Genomic DNA, 14537 nt, shown 5'->3' with positions numbered 1-14537 from the left:
CCTGATTTTTGCGGCCCACGCCGCGCGGCTGCGCCACGTACGGGGTCACATCCCCGTCGGCCGAATGAAACGCCAGGAGAGATATGAAGAAGTTTGCCGTAGTCCTGTCAGTTCCCCTGCTCCTCAGCGCTTGCGCGTACTTTCAGAAGAATCCGGATGCCGGTGAGCCCGTCACGGATACCGCGACGCAGCGCTCCGTCGACGACGTCGTCGCCTGCCTGACCCAGGTCGCCACCCGCCACGACGCCGCGTTCAAGTCCACCGCGATCCCGCAAGGCCAGATGCTCGACTTCGGCGACTCGAACATCATCAAGGTGCGCAGCGACAATGGGGCGACAACTTACCGTTTCTATGCGGGCAAGCGCCATGTGAACAACCTGTGGCTCGAGTCGGCCGGCAAAACCTGCGCCCCGTAAGGATTTGCGGGTTAAAGAACCGTAAGTGGGACATCCGGAAAGTTGTTCCTTTGCAATGTTCATGTCACGGTATTACAGGACAATGGAGTCTTAAGAATCGTTTAAGACTCCGTCCGCATGATCCCCCGGACACGACCCCGCACGAGGTGCGCACGATGAACCAGCCCGATCCCAACACGAACGATACGCCCGCGCCGGCAAAGCGCCCCACCATACTGCGCCGTCTGCTAAGCCACCACGAACTCGCCACGCTGCTGCTGTTGCTGCACGCGCCGATCGACGCATCCGCGAAACCCGAGATTCCTCAGCTTCACGAAGCCGGTCTGATCGAAACCGTTTCCGGCGACGCCGGCTCGTCGCATATTCGCCTGACGCGCGAAGGCAATGCGGTGCTGCGCGGGCTCGGCGTCAAGTAAAGCGAGCCGCGCCTGAGGCCGCTGAATCGCGCCCCCTTGCAAGAGACCCAAGGTTCCCGGCTCGCCGCGCTTCGGCCGGTGCACGCGCCCGACGCGCAGGCCACGCCCCCACATCCACCACCACCTCGCTCGTTTCAGGCCTGCCACACGCCGTATCCCGCTTCGCGTAGCCCGATCGCCAGTTCCACTTCCATGTCCTGTGCGCCGCGGTAAGGCATGGGGTTGAACACTTCGTATAGTTCGGGGACGAGACGCAAGCCGTAATCGCGCACATAGCGGTTCGCCTGAATGCCGGCCTTATGCCGGTCGAAGCGCAAATCGGGGTCCAATCCCGTCATTCCCACGTACACGCAAGGCTTGTCGAACCGGTAATCGGGATTCGCGCGGCGAAAGCGCGCCTCGTTCCAGACCGCGTCGTCGAGCGCGACGACGTACACGTAGTATTGATGCCTGCGACGAACCATGGACGGCGGCTCAGCTCCGCGAAGTGCCGTGCAGCAGCATCCGGTATTCGCTCGGTGTGACGCCGACGGTCGCCTTGAATTGCCGCGTGAATGCGCTGTGGTCGGTGTAGCCGCAGAGTGCGGCGACGTCGGTGACCTTGTCGTGCGAGACCAGCAGTGCGGTGGCCGCGTCCAGCCGCGTTTTCAGCAGCACCTGACGCGGCGTCAAGTGAAACACTTTGTGAAAATAGCGTTCCAGTTGCGCGACCGACATATCCGCCATCGCAGCGAGCTGCTTCAGATTCAACGGCTGCACGTAATTTTCCTGGATCGACTGCACGACCGCTGCGAGCCGGCTGTAGGCCGGGTGGCTGCTCTCGTCGGCTTTCAGATCGCGGGAAATGCCGGCGAGCCCGACCACCTTGCCCGCCGGGTCCCGCAGCGGCTGCTTGCACGTGAGACACCAGCCCGGCTGGCGGCCAGGATACAGGTGCAGTTCCAGTTGATCGAGCATCTGGCTGCCGACGCCGATGATCGCCTTGTCCTGCGCCGTATAGATGCGCCCGAAGCGGCGCGGGAACACGTCCTCGGCGGTTTTGCCGAGCAGCGCGGCCTTCTCCTTGAAACCGCAACGCGAGGCCAGCGTGCGATTGACCAGCGCATAGCGCGCGTCGGCATCCTTCACGAAGAACACGACGTCCGGCATCGCGTCGAACACCGGCTCCAGCAACCTGAAGTGCGACAGCATGTCCGACAGCGTGGCATTGTCCGGTTCGAGCGGATGAGCGAGTGTGTTCATCGTGCGGGTCCCGTTGGTCCGTTGCTGAAAAGGTGTATTCGCGAGTGGCGTTGGCGCGGTCGGTCGATTATAGGGCCGTGAGGTAGCCGACAATATCCGGAGGCGCCCGGCAAGGTGTGGGGCGGGTGCGTCAATCACCCGGTGGCGCCGGCACGCCAGGCACCATCAACGTGCCGATTTGCGCTGGGCTGAACGGCGGCCGCGGCGCGGCGGCCGGCCAACCGAAGTACACACTCGCGGCCGCGCCGCAGATTCGTCCCTGGCAAGCGCCCATACCGCAGCGCGTAAGCAGCTTGGCCTCGCGCCAGTCGGCGCAGTGGCGCACTTCGCCGATGCGCACGTCTTCGCAACGGCACAGCAGCGTGGCGTCGGCGGGCGGCGTACGGGCGGCGTCCCGCAACGCGAAGGCGGTCTCGACGCGTCGGCCGAAGCGGCGCCAGCGCGCCCGTATCGAATGCAGCGCGGTCCACTTTGCAGCCGCAGCGCCGCTCGCCGCGAGCCCGGCGATCTCGCCTTCGACACACGCCAGTTCCGCGCCCCCGATGCCGGTGCACTCCCCGGCCGCGAGCACGCAGTCGACCGACGTGCGCTGCTCGCCGTCGACGATGATCTCGCCCGCGTCGCCGATCGCGCAGCCGAGCGACTGCGCGAGCGTGATGTTCGGCACGAGTCCATAGCCGCAGGCGACGCGCTCGCAATCGAGCGTCACCTCCGGCTGGCTGCCACGCTGAATGATCGCTCGCTGCACGTGGCCTGCACCTTGCACCTCGCGCACGATGCTGCCGGTCCAGTAGCGCAACCCTGCGAAACCGCGCGTCATGCCGAGCGCTTGCCGCAACTTGGCGGGCTCGGTCAGCAATGAAGCGCCAAAGCGCGCGACCTCGAACGCCGGCGCCTGTTCCACCACCGCTACCACCCGCGCACCGGCCGCGCGTGCTGTGGCGAGCGCAGCGATCAGCAAGGGACCGCTGCCGGCGATCACGATCCGTTCGTCGCGCACCGGCATGCCGCCTTTGATGAGCGCCTGCAACGCTCCCGCGCCGGTCACGCCGGGCAACGTCCAGCCCGCGAACGGCAAAAGCCGCTCGCGCGCGCCGGTCGCGAGGATCAATCGGTCATAGCTGATACACACACCACCCAGTTCCGCCGATTCGAGCAGCAACCCGCGCGAATCCAGCGGGGCAATTACACGAGTGGATGGCCAGTGCGTGAGCTTGCTCTGCTGTTCCAATTCAACGAGAAGCGTGTGCAGCGGCGCTTGCGGCGTCTGCCCCGGACCCTGCCGCCAGATCTGCCCACCGGCGCGCGGATTGTCGTCGATCAGCGCGACCGTGGCACCCTCGCGCAACGCTGCGTGTGCGGCGTTCAAGCCCGCAGGGCCGCCGCCGACCACGACGATGTCGAAGTGCCGCGTCATCGCACGCCCGCCGCGTCTTGCGTGTGAATGATCTGGCCGGCGCGGCACAGCGTCTGGCAAGCGAGCGCATGTGCCCGGCCATCGATCGTCACGCGGCATTCCTGGCACACGCCCATGCCGCACAGCGCGCTGCGAGGCTCGCCGCCGACGGAGAGTCGTGAGCCCTGCACGCCCGCGGCAACGAGTGCCGCCGCCACGGTCGTGCCGGCTGCGACATCGATACGCCGGCCGTCGATGGTCAAACGGATGCGGGCCACGTCAGCGTCTGCGTCAGTCATGAGCCACCTGCCCGGCAAAACGGATGGGCACATAAGGTTCCACGGGAATTGGCGCGGCGCTCACCGTGATCTGCGCGGCAAGCAGTTTGGCGGTGGCGAGCGAGGTCGTCACGCCCAGCCCCTCATGCCCGACAGCGAGCCACACGCCGGGCGCAAACTCGCCAGCCGGTCCGATCAGCGGCAACCCGTCCGGCGAGGCCGCGCGAAAGCCGGTCCACGCGCGAATGCCGTTGAGCGTCGGCAGCATCGGCAGATAGCGCGCGGCGCGCTGCAGCATCTGCGCGAGTACGGGCATTTCGACAGTGGGATCGGTGATGTCGAACTGGCGCGACGAGCCGATCAACAGTTGCCCCGTGGGCCGCGGTTGCACATTGAACGCTACCGACGTGCCGGCCGCATGGTGCGCGCTCTTGATATAGCCGAGTTCAAGCAGTTGATGACGGATCAGTCCAGGATAGCGGTCAGTGATCAGCAGATGGCCCTTCTTCGCTTGCAAGGGCAGTCGCGGCACGAGTTGCCGCGCGCCCAGCCCGTTCGCCACGATCACATACGCCGCGCCGACGCGTTCGCCGTCGGCCAGCGTGACGCCGCCCGCGTTGACCGACGCCACCGGCGCCGCGAGCCGCACGCGGATGTTCGCGGCGTCGGGCGATTGCGTCAGCAGCCATTCGGCGGCGGTGGGCGCATAAACGATGCTGTCGTGCTCGATACGCAAGCCGCCCGTCAACGACGCAGCCAATGCCGGCTCGCAGTCGCGCAATTCGGCTGCGCTCAGCAGTTGTGCGGCGACGCCCTGCGCTTCGAACGCCGCCTGCATCGCGCGGGCGGCTTCCCATTCCTCTTCGTCGGCGGCGGCCCACAGCGTGCCACAACGCGCAAACGCGTCGCGCGCACGCAACTGCGGCGCGAGTTGCAGCCACAAATCGCGCGAATAGCGGCTCAGCGCGAATTCCGCCGGCGAGTCGTTCATCACGACGATATGGCCCATACCCGCGGCCGTCGCGCCGCCGCCGATGCGCTGCGCGTCGAGCACCTCGACCCGCATGCCGAGCGCGGCCAATTCCGCCGCGCATGCAGCGCCGACAATTCCGGCTCCGACGATCACCGCGTCCGCGCTCATGCCGCGCGAATGCCCCACGCGAACGGATCGCGCTCGTCGAAACAGAGCCGCCCTTCCGCCGTGATATGCGCGTGGCCCGTGATGGTGGGAATCACCGAGACGCCGTCGCCCGCCTGAACGTAGCTCGCTTCGAACACGCTGCCGATGATGCTCTCCTGCCGCCACACCGCGCCCTCGGCCAGCTTGCCGTCGGCCGCGAGACACGCGACTTTGGCGCTGGTGCCGGTGCCGCACGGCGAGCGGTCGTACGCATTGCCGGGACACAGCACGAAGCTGCGGCTGTCGATGCCGTCGCGCGAACCGGGTCCAAAGAGTTCGATGTGGTCGATCAGCGCACCGTCCGCGCCGGTGATTTGCTGCGCAATCAGCGCATCGCGAATCGCCGAGCTGAACGCGCTCAGGCCGGGAATATCCGACGCGTCCAGTGAGCGCCCATGATCGGCGACGAGAAAAAACCAGTTGCCTCCCCAACCGATGTCGCCAGTCAACGTGCCATAACCGGGCACGTCAACCAGGACCGCCGCGCGATAGCGATAGGCCGGCACGTTGCGCACGGCCACGCTGCCGTCGTCGTTAAGCATTGCTTCGACCACGCCGACCGGCGTCTCGATCCGATGACGCCCCGGCCCGATCCGTCCCATATGCGCGAGCGACACGACGAGTCCGACCGTCCCATGCCCGCACATGCCGAGATAGCCGACGTTGTTGAAGAAGATTACGCCGGCCGCGCACGTGGGGTCGTCCGGCTCGCATAGCAGTGCGCCGACTACCACGTCCGAACCGCGCGGTTCGGTAACGATGCCCGCGCGCCACTCGTCGAAGCGCGTGCGGAACGTGTCGAGCCGTTGCGCGAGCGTGCCGCCGCCGAGTTCGGGGCCGCCTGACACCACGAGGCGGGTCGGTTCACCGCCTGTGTGCGAATCGATGATGTTCAACGTTTTCATGACGCTCATGGTAGGAACGGCGGGCATTCGGGTCTTGGTGAGCGTGCGCGTGGATTGTGACGATTTCGGCATAGCGGCCGCGAGAGGCTGCCGGTGCGCCGATGGAGAATGCTCACGCCGCGCGTCCGTGTAGGCAGTACGCGTCGGATATCGCGACGGTCATGAATGGATGGATAGGCTCATTCGCTTTCGACTGATTATGGGTCCCTCCGCGAATGCGCTTTGCAGCACGGTTGCGCGGCATAAGCACGTCATGACACATAGATCGACTATGCCGAAATCGTCATCCACCGCGCGCGATTCGCGCAAGACGCCGCCATTTTCCCTGCTTACACTGCGCATCGACACATCACACTCAGGAGAGCAGTCGTGGCGCATATCTGGGAAGGCGTATTGCCCGCAGTCACCACCAAATTCCACGCGGATTTCAGCATAGACCGCGGGTGGACCGGCAAGAATATCGAAGCGCAGATCGACGCGGGTGTGGACGGCATCATCGTGTGCGGCTCGCTCGGTGAGGCATCGACGTTATCGCTCGACGAAAAGCTGCAGGTACTCGACGTCGCCGTAGAAGCCGCGCGCGGCCGCGTGCCGGTGTTGTTGACGATCGCCGAAAACAGCACGCTCGACGCCTGCCGCCAGGCCGAGGCCGGCAGCAAGCATGGCGCAGCGGGTTATATGGTGCTGCCGGGGCTGCGTTATCTGTCGGACCGCCGCGAGACGCTCAACCATTTCCGCAGCGTCGCCGATGCGAGTTCGCTGCCGCTGATGATTTACAACAATCCGCTCGCCTACGGCGTCGACATGACGCCCGACATGTTCGCCGAGATCGCCGACGAAAAGAAGATCGTCGCAATCAAGGAGTCATGCGGCGACGTACGGCGCGTGACGGATCTGATCAACGTAGTCGGTGACCGCTTCGCGATTCTGTGCGGCGTCGACAACCTCGCCATGGAAGCGATGCTGATGGGCGCGCATGGCTGGGTGGCGGGTCTGGTGTGCGCCTTTCCGCGCGAGACCGTGGTGATCTATAAGCTGCTGAAAGCGGGACGCCTCGAGGAAGCCCGCACGATTTATCGCTGGTTCGCACCGTTGCTGGCGCTCGACGTGTCGCCGAAGCTCGTGCAGAACATCAAGCTGGCCGAGACGGTTGTCGGCTTGGGCACAGAGCCAGTGCGGCCGCCTCGTCTGGCGCTCGTGGGCGACGAACGCAAGACGGTCGAAGCGCTGATTCGTCGTGCGATCGAAACACGGCCGACGCTGCCTGCCGTTTAACGCGGCAGGCTTTCGCTCCAGACTGCTCGCTGCGTGTACCGGTGGTGGACTCGCCGCCGGATTCGCCCTGACGCAGATGCAGCACCCTGCAGTTGCTCTCGCGCCTGGGCGAGTCGAACTGAACAGAGGCGGCAGAAGGGATTAGCCGCCGCACGTTGGCGAGCCAGGATATTTCAATCAACCGGATGGCACACGTTGCAATCTATATCCGTAGCCATATATCGGCATCAGACGATAGCCGTTCTGTGGTCGAAGGCCCAGCTTTGTTCTGAGCATCGAGGCATGCGTGCTCAGCGTCCGCAGCGCCGGCTCGTCGGGCGCCCTTCTCCACACCGTCTCGATAATCTGTGCGTTAGGTAACGGGTCGTCCAGATGCTGAAACAGGAGCAGAGCGAGCGCGAACTGCTTTGGCGTCAGCGATATGAGCGTGCCACGCAATCGTAATTCTCCGCGCCCGGAGTCGAATTCGAAATCGTCAAAACTCTGCGGACCAGACGATTCGGCGGGTATGGAACATCGCCGCAGAAGCGCGCGAGTGCGTGCAAGCAGCATGGCTGATGTGACCGGTTTGACGAGATAGTCATCGGCCCCCGAGTTTAGGACCGATGACATGTCGTCATCGCTCGCTCGTGATGTCAAAAACAGAACCGCAAGCGTGCGTGGAAGGTTCGCTCGAACCCAGTGAAGCACTTCCGTTCCTGGTCTATCTGGAAGCATCCAGTCGAGCACCAGAAGATCAAACGTCTGCCGCCGCAGCTCGTCCAGCAACGAGCGACTATCGACAAATTCTTGACATTGATAACCTGCGCTCGTCAACTGGTGAGAGACAAACTCGCGAATCTCCCGGCTATCCTCAAGTACAGCTACCTTCATAACGACTTCCTACGATCGTCCAGCATTCGTCTTCCCGGTTCATTCCGTAAAAGCTCTTCATTCAGTTAGCGTTTCGAATCTCGAAGACAGCATAAATACTGCCCGACATTCAAGTCTTCACGATCACATCCAACGCATATATACGGACGACGAACTAATCTATCGTCTTCCGCGTGTAGTTTCAGTAAATAACATCGCCACAACGCGGCCCCTCGCCAACGAGGCTGCTTTGCAGTGATTCGTGTTTCGCGTTTTGACACGGAGATTTTTCGCTCCCGCTCTACTGCCTCTTTTGACACGACAGTAGAGACGCCCTCTGATTGACGACGGCGCTCTGCTCGCGTCAGTTTGTCCTTCTATGCTGACAAACAAATTGATTCCAGGTAAACCATTCATCGCAATTCGCAACCGCTTCACAGCATCTATCTTTCAATCGTTGACAGCAACATTACCGGCGCATTGCTAGCATGGAAAATTCTAACAACGCGCTGAAAACAAAAGTCTTTACACGATTTTCCCTCGCAGCTCCGTGACTTATGCATACCTTGTTCTGTTATCAATGCAATACCCACATCTAGACATTGTCGACTACATCCTCATTTCGCTTGCGATACTCATCATATTTTCAATAGTCGACCGTAACGCGAGCAAAAGCATTAGCTCAATCCACGATTGCACGCAGCCGTCTAATGTAGACGCACCATGCAAAGCCGAACACATCGAAGCGACGCCTTTTTCGCCGCATTGCGCTGAGAAAAAGACATCTAGTTCGCGAGGAGGCAAAGCCTGCCGATCATGTTCCAGGTCAGTTAGCAACCAGGCGATTGTTTTTGCACGTCGCACTCCCGGCAAAATGTAGCCGCCTGGTATTCATCTGGAGCCGGTCCTCGCTACGTAGCTACGCTCGCGTAGCCAACTCCCGCCAGAATTTGTGTCGCACAGATCCAGATAAACTGATGAATTCAACGTATTGTGAAAATTCGCGGACTCGAACATGCAAGAAACGTTCTGCATGCCGCCTTTTTTGCAGCGCTTCGGCATCAATCGAGGAAGTCTGTCTCCGGGAGAGAGTACGTTTTGATGAGCTCAGTAGAAAGTTCGACCGAACGGATGACGTTTCCTCGAAAGTACGGCGTACGACCCGCCGGCCCCCCTAAAATCGAATCAACGCAAAACCCAACCGGAATAGATCTCAAGCAGCCTGCTTCTGCACGACACCGGATTCATCATCCGATTCACCTTGACGCAAATGCAGCAGCCTATAACCGCTCTTATAAACCGGTTGCAGACGAAATTCGTTCTGCGCCTCGATCTCGAGCAACAGACGCAGCCGCGACACGTGGCTGTCGATCGTGCGGGTGAACTCACGGAACTCGCGGCCCCAGACCATGGCGAAGATATGGTCGCGCGACATCACGCGGCCGATGTTGGAAAAGAACAGCGTCGCCAGCCGGTACTGAGTGCCGGACAGCGGCACTGGCTGATTGCGCAGCATGACGAGTTGCCGACGCGTATCGAAATGATAGGGCCCGACGTGGAAACTCGCGCCGCCGAGGCGATCCGGGTACGCGCGCCGCAACAAAGCCGCGACGCGTTCACGGAACTCGGCCGGGCGCAACGGCAACGCCACGTAATCGTCCGCGCCATTGGCGAAGGCGCGCACCATGCTCTCCTCCAACGTGTCGCTCGACGCGAACATGACCGGCAGGCGGCCGTCGCCGACCGCACGCACCGACCTCAGCACTTCGGCACCCGACAGACGGGTGCCGTGCCAGTCCAGCACCAGCAGATCCACGGTGGAACGAGCGAGCGCCTTCGACATGGCGAGGCCGTCGTCGTAAGTCACGCAGGCGTGGCCGGCTCTCACGAGAGCCTGTTCGATCGACAAACGCATGACCGGGTCACGCTGAAGTACAGCAACGCGCATAGGTGACTCTCAACGGAATAGCTGGGAGGCCATTCTCCAAGGCATGTCGTCCCTATCCCATAGGAATATTCTTAATTTTCATATTGATTGAGCTGACTCAGCGAGTACGATTCAACGCACCGCAAGAAAGCCTTGCCTGGGGGAACTTGCTTCCATCCAATTAAGCACTTCCCGAAGCGAGCGGCTTTCATCCTGTAAAATCCCGGCCTGGCCCCAGTCGTCACCGCGTTCGTCCTACCCGGGCGGCGCGCCGGTGTCCCGTGCTCTACCCAGCGCCTGCCACACTTCTCGCCCGACGACCGCCGTATTTCCACGCGCTACGTGTGGCTTCCCATTCCAAAACAACGACATAGCAATGCAAGCGACAAATCTGGGTGGAGCGCAGGCTGTCACCCCACGCCCTCTTGGGCGCAGCGACTATAAGACGCTCGGTCTCGCCGCGCTCGGCGGCGCGCTCGAGTTCTACGACTTCATCATCTTCGTGTTCTTCGCGCCGGCGATCGGCCAGCTGTTCTTCCCGGCCGCGATGCCCGACTGGCTGCGCCAGGTGCAGACCTTCGGCATCTTCGCCGCCGGTTATCTCGCGCGGCCGCTCGGCGGCATCATCATGGCGCACTTCGGCGACCTGTTCGGCCGCAAGCGCATGTTCACGCTGAGCGTGCTGCTGATGTCCGTGCCGACGCTGATGATGGGCCTGCTGCCCACCTACGCCAGCATCGGCGTGATGGCGCCCGTGCTGCTGCTGTTGTTCCGTGTGATGCAGGGCGCGGCGGTCGGCGGCGAAGTGCCGGGCGCCTGGGTGTTCGTCTCCGAGCACGTGCCGCAGCGGCACATCGGCTATGCGTGCGGCACGCTGACCGCCGGCCTCACGGCGGGCATCCTGCTCGGCTCGCTGATCGCGTCGGCAGTGAACCACCACTTCGCCCCGGAGGAAATCTCCGCCTACGCATGGCGCGTGCCGTTCCTGGTGGGCGGCGTGTTCGGCATGTTCTCGGTTTATCTGCGCCGCTGGCTGCATGAAACGCCGGTGTTCGCCGAGCTCAAGCAACGCAAGGCGATCGCCGCGGAAGTGCCGCTCAAGGCCGTGCTGCGCGATCATGGCCGCGCCGTGATCGTGTCGATGCTCCTCACGTGGATGCTGTCGGCTGCGATCGTCGTCGTGATTCTGATGACGCCGACGTTGCTGCAGAAGCAGTTTCACATCGCGCCGGCCACTGCGTTGCTGGCGAACTGCGTGGCGACGCTCTGTCTGACGATCGGCTGCGTGATGGCCGGCTCGATCGCCGGGCGCATCGGCGCGGGACGCACGATTTTTATCGGCGGCCTCGCGCTGGCCGTGACGTACTACGTGATGTTCCAGCAACTCGCCGTCGATACCTCGGCGCTGGTGCCGCTCTATGCGGTGGCTGGGTTGTTCGTCGGCGTGATCGGCGCGATTCCGTTCGTGATGGTCAAGGCGTTTCCGCCCGTCGTGCGCTTCTCCGGCATTTCGTTCTCGTATAACGTCGCGTATGCGGTGTTCGGCGGGCTCACGCCGATCGCGGTGTCGCTGATGATGAAGTCCAATCCGATGGCCGCGCCGATCTATGTCGGGGTGATCTGCGTTCTCGGGGCATTGACGACGCTGTTCATCAAGGATGCACCGCGGGCGGGCTGAGCGGGCGGGGTGGACTGACTGATCTGTTACGAGGCGGCGCTCCTTTGGAGCGCCGTTGTTGTTTGCGACTGAGGGTTCCCGGGCTTCAGGCTTGCGCGCTCAACCACACCCCGGCCAACATCCACACTTCACACCAGCCCGAAGCATGGTGCGCCGCATCGGCTCTACGATGTACCGCATGAACTCCCCAGCCTCCCCCCTTTCGCCCGCCCTCGGCCGCGTTCTTGCGACTGTCAGCGTCGGTTTCGTCGTTACGCAACTCGACGTCACCATCGTCAACATCGCGCTGCCAGGCATTGGCGCGGACCTGCACGCGAGCGTCGCTGGCCTGCAATGGGTCGTCGACGCCTACACGCTCGCCTTCGCGGTGCTGATGCTGTCGGCCGGCGCGCTCGGCGACCGCTTCGGCGCCCGGCGCATGTACGCGGCCGGGATCGTGCTGTTCGCGCTCGCGTCGCTCGCCTGCGGCCTCGCGCTCGATGCCACGATGCTGGTCGCCGCGCGCGCATTGCAGGGCATCGGTGCCGCCGCGATGCTGCCGAACTCGCTTGCCTTGCTCAATCAGTCGTATGGACACGATCCCAAACTGAGGGCACGCGCCGTCGGCCTGTGGACCGCCGCGGGCGCGATCTCGATCGCGGCCGGACCGGTTGTCGGCGGTCTGCTGATCGCGGCATTCGGCTGGCGCGCCATCTTTCTCGTCAATCTGCCGATGTGCGCGGCCGGTCTGCTGGCGACCCTGCTCTGGGTGCCGCGGCCCAAGGCTGGGCGCCGAAGCCCGCCTGCAGCCGACGCCGGCAGAAACGGCGACGTCAATCCGCGCGGAATCGATCTGGGCGGCCAGTGTCTTGCGATCGTCGCGCTGACCACCTTCGTCGCCGCGGTGATCGAATGGCGGCCGCTGGGGCTCGGTCACCCGCTCGTGGCAGGCGGCTTCGTCGTCGCACTGCTCACGGCGAGCGCGTTCGTCGCCGTGCAAGCGCGCGTCGCCGCGCCGATGCTGCCGCTTTCGCTGTTCAGAAAGCGCACTTTCAGCGCGGCCGTGCTGTTCGGCATCTGCGTGAATCTGACGTACTACGGGATGGTGTTCGTGCTGAGTCTTTATCTGCAGCGCGTGCGCGGCTACACGCCGTTGCAGGCGGGGCTCGCGTTTCTGCCGTTGACGGGCGGCTTTCTGCTCTCGAACGTGGCGAGCGGCTGGGTGGTCGGCCGCTTCGGCGTGCGGGTGCCGATGATCCTCGGGGCGATTACCGCCGGGCTCGGCTACGGCCTGCTGCATCGGGTCGATGCCGCCACCCCGCTCATTGGTCTGCTGCTGCCGTTCCTGCTGATTCCGTCGGGCATGGGCCTCGCGGTCCCGGCGATGACCACCGCCGTGCTCGCGTCGACCGACGCCCAACGCGCGGGCACGGCGTCCGCCGTGTTGAACACGGCGCGGCAAACGGGCGGCGCGGTGGGCGTGGCCGCCTTCGGCGCGCTGGCGAGCGGCACGACGGCGGCACAGATCGTCACGGGGATGCAGGCTTCGACCGTGATCTCGGTCGGCTTGCTGGTGGTGGGCGGCGTGTTGAGCTGCCTCGTGGATCCCGAGCCGCATGCGGCGGCTGCGGGCTCGCGCGAGATGACGCAAGAGCGGGACTCGACGCGAATCGGCGAATCCCGTTGAAGGCCTGGGCCGGATAGCCGTTCTGCTCTTTTGCGGCCGTCAACTTCGCCGTCCTGTTCGTGCAAAAAACACCCCCGCGATGCTTGCGCACGACGGGGGATAGTGACGGACAACTCGCAGCGCAACGCCGGGGGTCACGCAACACCCATCGCCACCACCGTGCTTACAGCGTCGCCTCCTGAATCACGCCGGTATCGATCGCGCGCTCGATCAATCCTTCGCTTTGCGCCTTGGTGATCGCGTCGGCGATCAATTTCTCCGGCTCCTCGATTTCGGCCTTGATCGCGCTGATGAATCCGGACGCATCCAGCACCACCAGGGTCTTCGCCGAATCGGCAAGGCTAATGATCACGCGATGCGGCGTGGGTCCTTCGCCGAGACTCGCGCACAACTGCGTGACCTTGCCAGCAATGGTTTGCTCGAAAGTTTGAATCATTATGTTCTCCCTTGATTACAGCCAGAATCGAAAGCCGCGGCGCCGACTACCGAACCACGGGCGGCATCAGAGACCCAGGCCGCCGCGCGGCGCGCGCGCGCCGTCGACGCTCATGCGCCCTGCGCCGGTCACGAACAGCAGCAGGAAACCGCCGGCGATGCCAATGTTCTTCCAGAAATGAATCACCATGTCACGCTGCAAGGCGGGATCGACCACATTCCAGAAATCGTGGCCCAGCACCGCGGTGGCCACCGTGTATACGGCGAGGATCAGCGCAAGGGGGCGCACCTTGAAGCCGATGATCAGCAGCAGACCGCCGAGCACTTCGACTGCGGTTGCGATCGGCGCGGCAACCTGCACGAACGGCACCCCCTTCGAATGCAGATAGCCGACAAAGCCCGCATAACCCAGCAGTTTCATCACACCACTCCACAGAAACAGCACTGCAAGGGCGATACGTGCAATGAAAATAACGCCGGAATCGACGGGACGCGACATGAGGGACTCCTGTAAATGAATAAGCAGCAGACCCGCCCGACCAGCCGCAGTTCCCCGCTTAGCACCTGAGCATATGTGCAATGGCCGCGTTTTCCAAGCTCGGGCGAGCTTGCGCCGCGCGACACGCGCCGGGTCGCGGAGAAGAAAAAGGCGTCCGGGCGCGCCGCGAACGGCCGCTGCTGACAGGCATCCCGGATGCGCATGTCGTCGCTTTGGCCAAGCTTTGGCGAGGCTTCAGCCAGGCGTCGGATAGGTCGGGACTTCAATCAGATTGCCGTCAGGATCACGGCAATTGCGAGCAGAGCGGAAGTTCGCATGCGGTCGTCGCCGCAGCGTGCAGCTTCCGCTTTGCGGCTTACCGCTTCACGTGAT

16 protein-coding genes are annotated in these 14537 nt (G+C 63.5%); 6 read left to right on the top strand and 10 right to left on the bottom strand.

The features are described 5' to 3' along the window. Window positions 1-83: 83 nt before the first annotated feature. Together PQQ53_RS05830 and PQQ53_RS05825 are read left to right on the top strand one after the other, a co-directional pair. A complete protein-coding gene (locus tag PQQ53_RS05830) occupies window positions 84-416 on the top strand; it encodes a YdgH/BhsA/McbA family protein (RefSeq protein ID WP_408138922.1) in 333 nt (110 codons plus the stop codon). Between the two features lie 155 nt (window positions 417-571). Next, window positions 572-832, top strand: coding sequence for a hypothetical protein (locus tag PQQ53_RS05825; protein ID WP_408138924.1), 261 nt, complete (start codon window positions 572-574; stop codon window positions 830-832). Between the two features lie 134 nt (window positions 833-966). On the opposite strand, the gene PQQ53_RS05820 is transcribed toward PQQ53_RS05825, so the two are convergent. The 6 genes from PQQ53_RS05820 to PQQ53_RS05795 form a co-directional block, all read right to left on the bottom strand. Beyond that, window positions 967-1296, bottom strand: a complete 330-nt coding sequence (locus PQQ53_RS05820) for a hypothetical protein (protein ID WP_408152031.1) — start codon at window positions 1294-1296, stop codon at window positions 967-969. Between the two features lie 10 nt (window positions 1297-1306). Beyond that, the gene (locus PQQ53_RS05815; protein WP_408138927.1) at window positions 1307-2074 is read right to left on the bottom strand and encodes an AraC family transcriptional regulator; all 768 of its coding nucleotides are present in this window, start codon (window positions 2072-2074) and stop codon (window positions 1307-1309) included. A 130-nt stretch (window positions 2075-2204) separates the two neighbouring features. Then, window positions 2205-3491: an FAD-dependent oxidoreductase gene (locus PQQ53_RS05810; protein ID WP_408323422.1), complete on the bottom strand. Its 1287-nt coding sequence runs from the start codon at window positions 3489-3491 to the stop codon at window positions 2205-2207. After that, window positions 3488-3769, bottom strand: a complete 282-nt coding sequence (locus PQQ53_RS05805; protein WP_408138930.1) for a 2Fe-2S iron-sulfur cluster-binding protein — start codon at window positions 3767-3769, stop codon at window positions 3488-3490. Before PQQ53_RS05805 ends, PQQ53_RS05810 begins: the two co-directional genes overlap by 4 nt. After that, on the bottom strand, window positions 3762-4889 hold the full coding sequence (locus PQQ53_RS05800; protein ID WP_408323421.1) for an NAD(P)/FAD-dependent oxidoreductase: 1128 nt from the start codon (window positions 4887-4889) through the stop codon (window positions 3762-3764). The genes PQQ53_RS05805 and PQQ53_RS05800 overlap by 8 nt, the downstream gene beginning before the upstream one ends. Beyond that, a complete protein-coding gene (locus PQQ53_RS05795) occupies window positions 4886-5842 on the bottom strand; it encodes a 4-hydroxyproline epimerase (protein ID WP_408323420.1) in 957 nt (318 codons plus the stop codon). Before PQQ53_RS05795 ends, PQQ53_RS05800 begins: the two co-directional genes overlap by 4 nt. Before the next feature lie 360 nt (window positions 5843-6202). Here PQQ53_RS05795 and PQQ53_RS05790 point away from each other — a divergent pair, with 360 nt between their 5' ends. Beyond that, the gene (locus tag PQQ53_RS05790; RefSeq protein ID WP_408323419.1) at window positions 6203-7108 is read left to right on the top strand and encodes a dihydrodipicolinate synthase family protein; all 906 of its coding nucleotides are present in this window, start codon (window positions 6203-6205) and stop codon (window positions 7106-7108) included. Between the two features lie 177 nt (window positions 7109-7285). On the opposite strand, the gene PQQ53_RS05785 is transcribed toward PQQ53_RS05790, so the two are convergent. Together PQQ53_RS05785 and PQQ53_RS05780 are read right to left on the bottom strand one after the other, a co-directional pair. Then, window positions 7286-7981 carry a response regulator transcription factor gene (locus PQQ53_RS05785; protein WP_408138936.1) on the bottom strand — a complete coding sequence of 232 codons (696 nt, stop codon included), beginning with the start codon at window positions 7979-7981 and terminating at the stop codon, window positions 7286-7288. A gap of 1192 nt (window positions 7982-9173) precedes the next feature. After that, window positions 9174-9908, bottom strand: a complete 735-nt coding sequence (locus tag PQQ53_RS05780; protein ID WP_408138938.1) for a response regulator transcription factor — start codon at window positions 9906-9908, stop codon at window positions 9174-9176. A 355-nt stretch (window positions 9909-10263) separates the two neighbouring features. Here PQQ53_RS05780 and PQQ53_RS05775 point away from each other — a divergent pair, with 355 nt between their 5' ends. Together PQQ53_RS05775 and PQQ53_RS05770 are read left to right on the top strand one after the other, a co-directional pair. Then, entirely contained in the window at window positions 10264-11565 is a 1302-nt protein-coding gene (locus PQQ53_RS05775; protein ID WP_408138940.1) for an MFS transporter, read from the top strand. A gap of 169 nt (window positions 11566-11734) precedes the next feature. Continuing rightward, a complete protein-coding gene (locus PQQ53_RS05770) occupies window positions 11735-13231 on the top strand; it encodes an MFS transporter (RefSeq protein WP_408323535.1) in 1497 nt (498 codons plus the stop codon). A gap of 163 nt (window positions 13232-13394) precedes the next feature. On the opposite strand, the gene PQQ53_RS05765 is transcribed toward PQQ53_RS05770, so the two are convergent. Both PQQ53_RS05765 and PQQ53_RS05760 read right to left on the bottom strand, forming a co-directional pair. Further along, on the bottom strand, window positions 13395-13667 hold the full coding sequence (locus tag PQQ53_RS05765) for a hypothetical protein (RefSeq protein WP_408138942.1): 273 nt from the start codon (window positions 13665-13667) through the stop codon (window positions 13395-13397). 66 nt (window positions 13668-13733) lie between these two features. Beyond that, entirely contained in the window at window positions 13734-14165 is a 432-nt protein-coding gene (locus tag PQQ53_RS05760) for a DoxX family protein (RefSeq protein ID WP_408138944.1), read from the bottom strand. Window positions 14166-14245: 80 nt separating this feature from the next. Between PQQ53_RS05760 and PQQ53_RS05755 the strand changes: the two genes are divergently transcribed. Further along, window positions 14246-14536 carry a hypothetical protein gene (locus tag PQQ53_RS05755; protein ID WP_408323418.1) on the top strand — a complete coding sequence of 97 codons (291 nt, stop codon included), beginning with the start codon at window positions 14246-14248 and terminating at the stop codon, window positions 14534-14536. The last annotated feature ends 1 nt before the right edge of the window (window position 14537 follow it).

It is taken from the genome of Paraburkholderia strydomiana, from assembly GCF_046030495.1.
GTDB lineage: Bacteria > Pseudomonadota > Gammaproteobacteria > Burkholderiales > Burkholderiaceae > Paraburkholderia > Paraburkholderia strydomiana_A.
This window is presented reverse-complemented; position numbering and strand designations above follow the sequence as displayed.

Bases quoted from the DNA above. Each gene is read 5' to 3' on its own strand.
- PQQ53_RS05830 (WP_408138922.1), top strand. From the start codon at position 84: ATGAAGAAGTTTGCCGTAGTCCTGTCAGTTCCCCTGCTCCTCAGCGCT.
- PQQ53_RS05825 (WP_408138924.1), top strand. From the start codon at position 572: ATGAACCAGCCCGATCCCAACACGAACGATACGCCCGCGCCGGCAAAG.
- PQQ53_RS05820 (WP_408152031.1), bottom strand. From the start codon at position 1,296: ATGGTTCGTCGCAGGCATCAATACTACGTGTACGTCGTCGCGCTCGAC.
- PQQ53_RS05815 (WP_408138927.1), bottom strand. From the start codon at position 2,074: ATGAACACACTCGCTCATCCGCTCGAACCGGACAATGCCACGCTGTCG.
- PQQ53_RS05810 (WP_408323422.1), bottom strand. From the start codon at position 3,491: ATGACGCGGCACTTCGACATCGTCGTGGTCGGCGGCGGCCCTGCGGGC.
- PQQ53_RS05805 (WP_408138930.1), bottom strand. From the start codon at position 3,769: ATGACTGACGCAGACGCTGACGTGGCCCGCATCCGTTTGACCATCGAC.
- PQQ53_RS05800 (WP_408323421.1), bottom strand. From the start codon at position 4,889: ATGAGCGCGGACGCGGTGATCGTCGGAGCCGGAATTGTCGGCGCTGCA.
- PQQ53_RS05795 (WP_408323420.1), bottom strand. From the start codon at position 5,842: ATGAGCGTCATGAAAACGTTGAACATCATCGATTCGCACACAGGCGGT.
- PQQ53_RS05785 (WP_408138936.1), bottom strand. From the start codon at position 7,981: ATGAAGGTAGCTGTACTTGAGGATAGCCGGGAGATTCGCGAGTTTGTC.
- PQQ53_RS05780 (WP_408138938.1), bottom strand. From the start codon at position 9,908: ATGCGCGTTGCTGTACTTCAGCGTGACCCGGTCATGCGTTTGTCGATC.
- PQQ53_RS05775 (WP_408138940.1), top strand. From the start codon at position 10,264: ATGCAAGCGACAAATCTGGGTGGAGCGCAGGCTGTCACCCCACGCCCT.
- PQQ53_RS05770 (WP_408323535.1), top strand. From the start codon at position 11,735: ATGTACCGCATGAACTCCCCAGCCTCCCCCCTTTCGCCCGCCCTCGGC.
- PQQ53_RS05765 (WP_408138942.1), bottom strand. From the start codon at position 13,667: ATGATTCAAACTTTCGAGCAAACCATTGCTGGCAAGGTCACGCAGTTG.
- PQQ53_RS05760 (WP_408138944.1), bottom strand. From the start codon at position 14,165: ATGTCGCGTCCCGTCGATTCCGGCGTTATTTTCATTGCACGTATCGCC.
- PQQ53_RS05755 (WP_408323418.1), top strand. From the start codon at position 14,246: ATGGCCGCGTTTTCCAAGCTCGGGCGAGCTTGCGCCGCGCGACACGCG.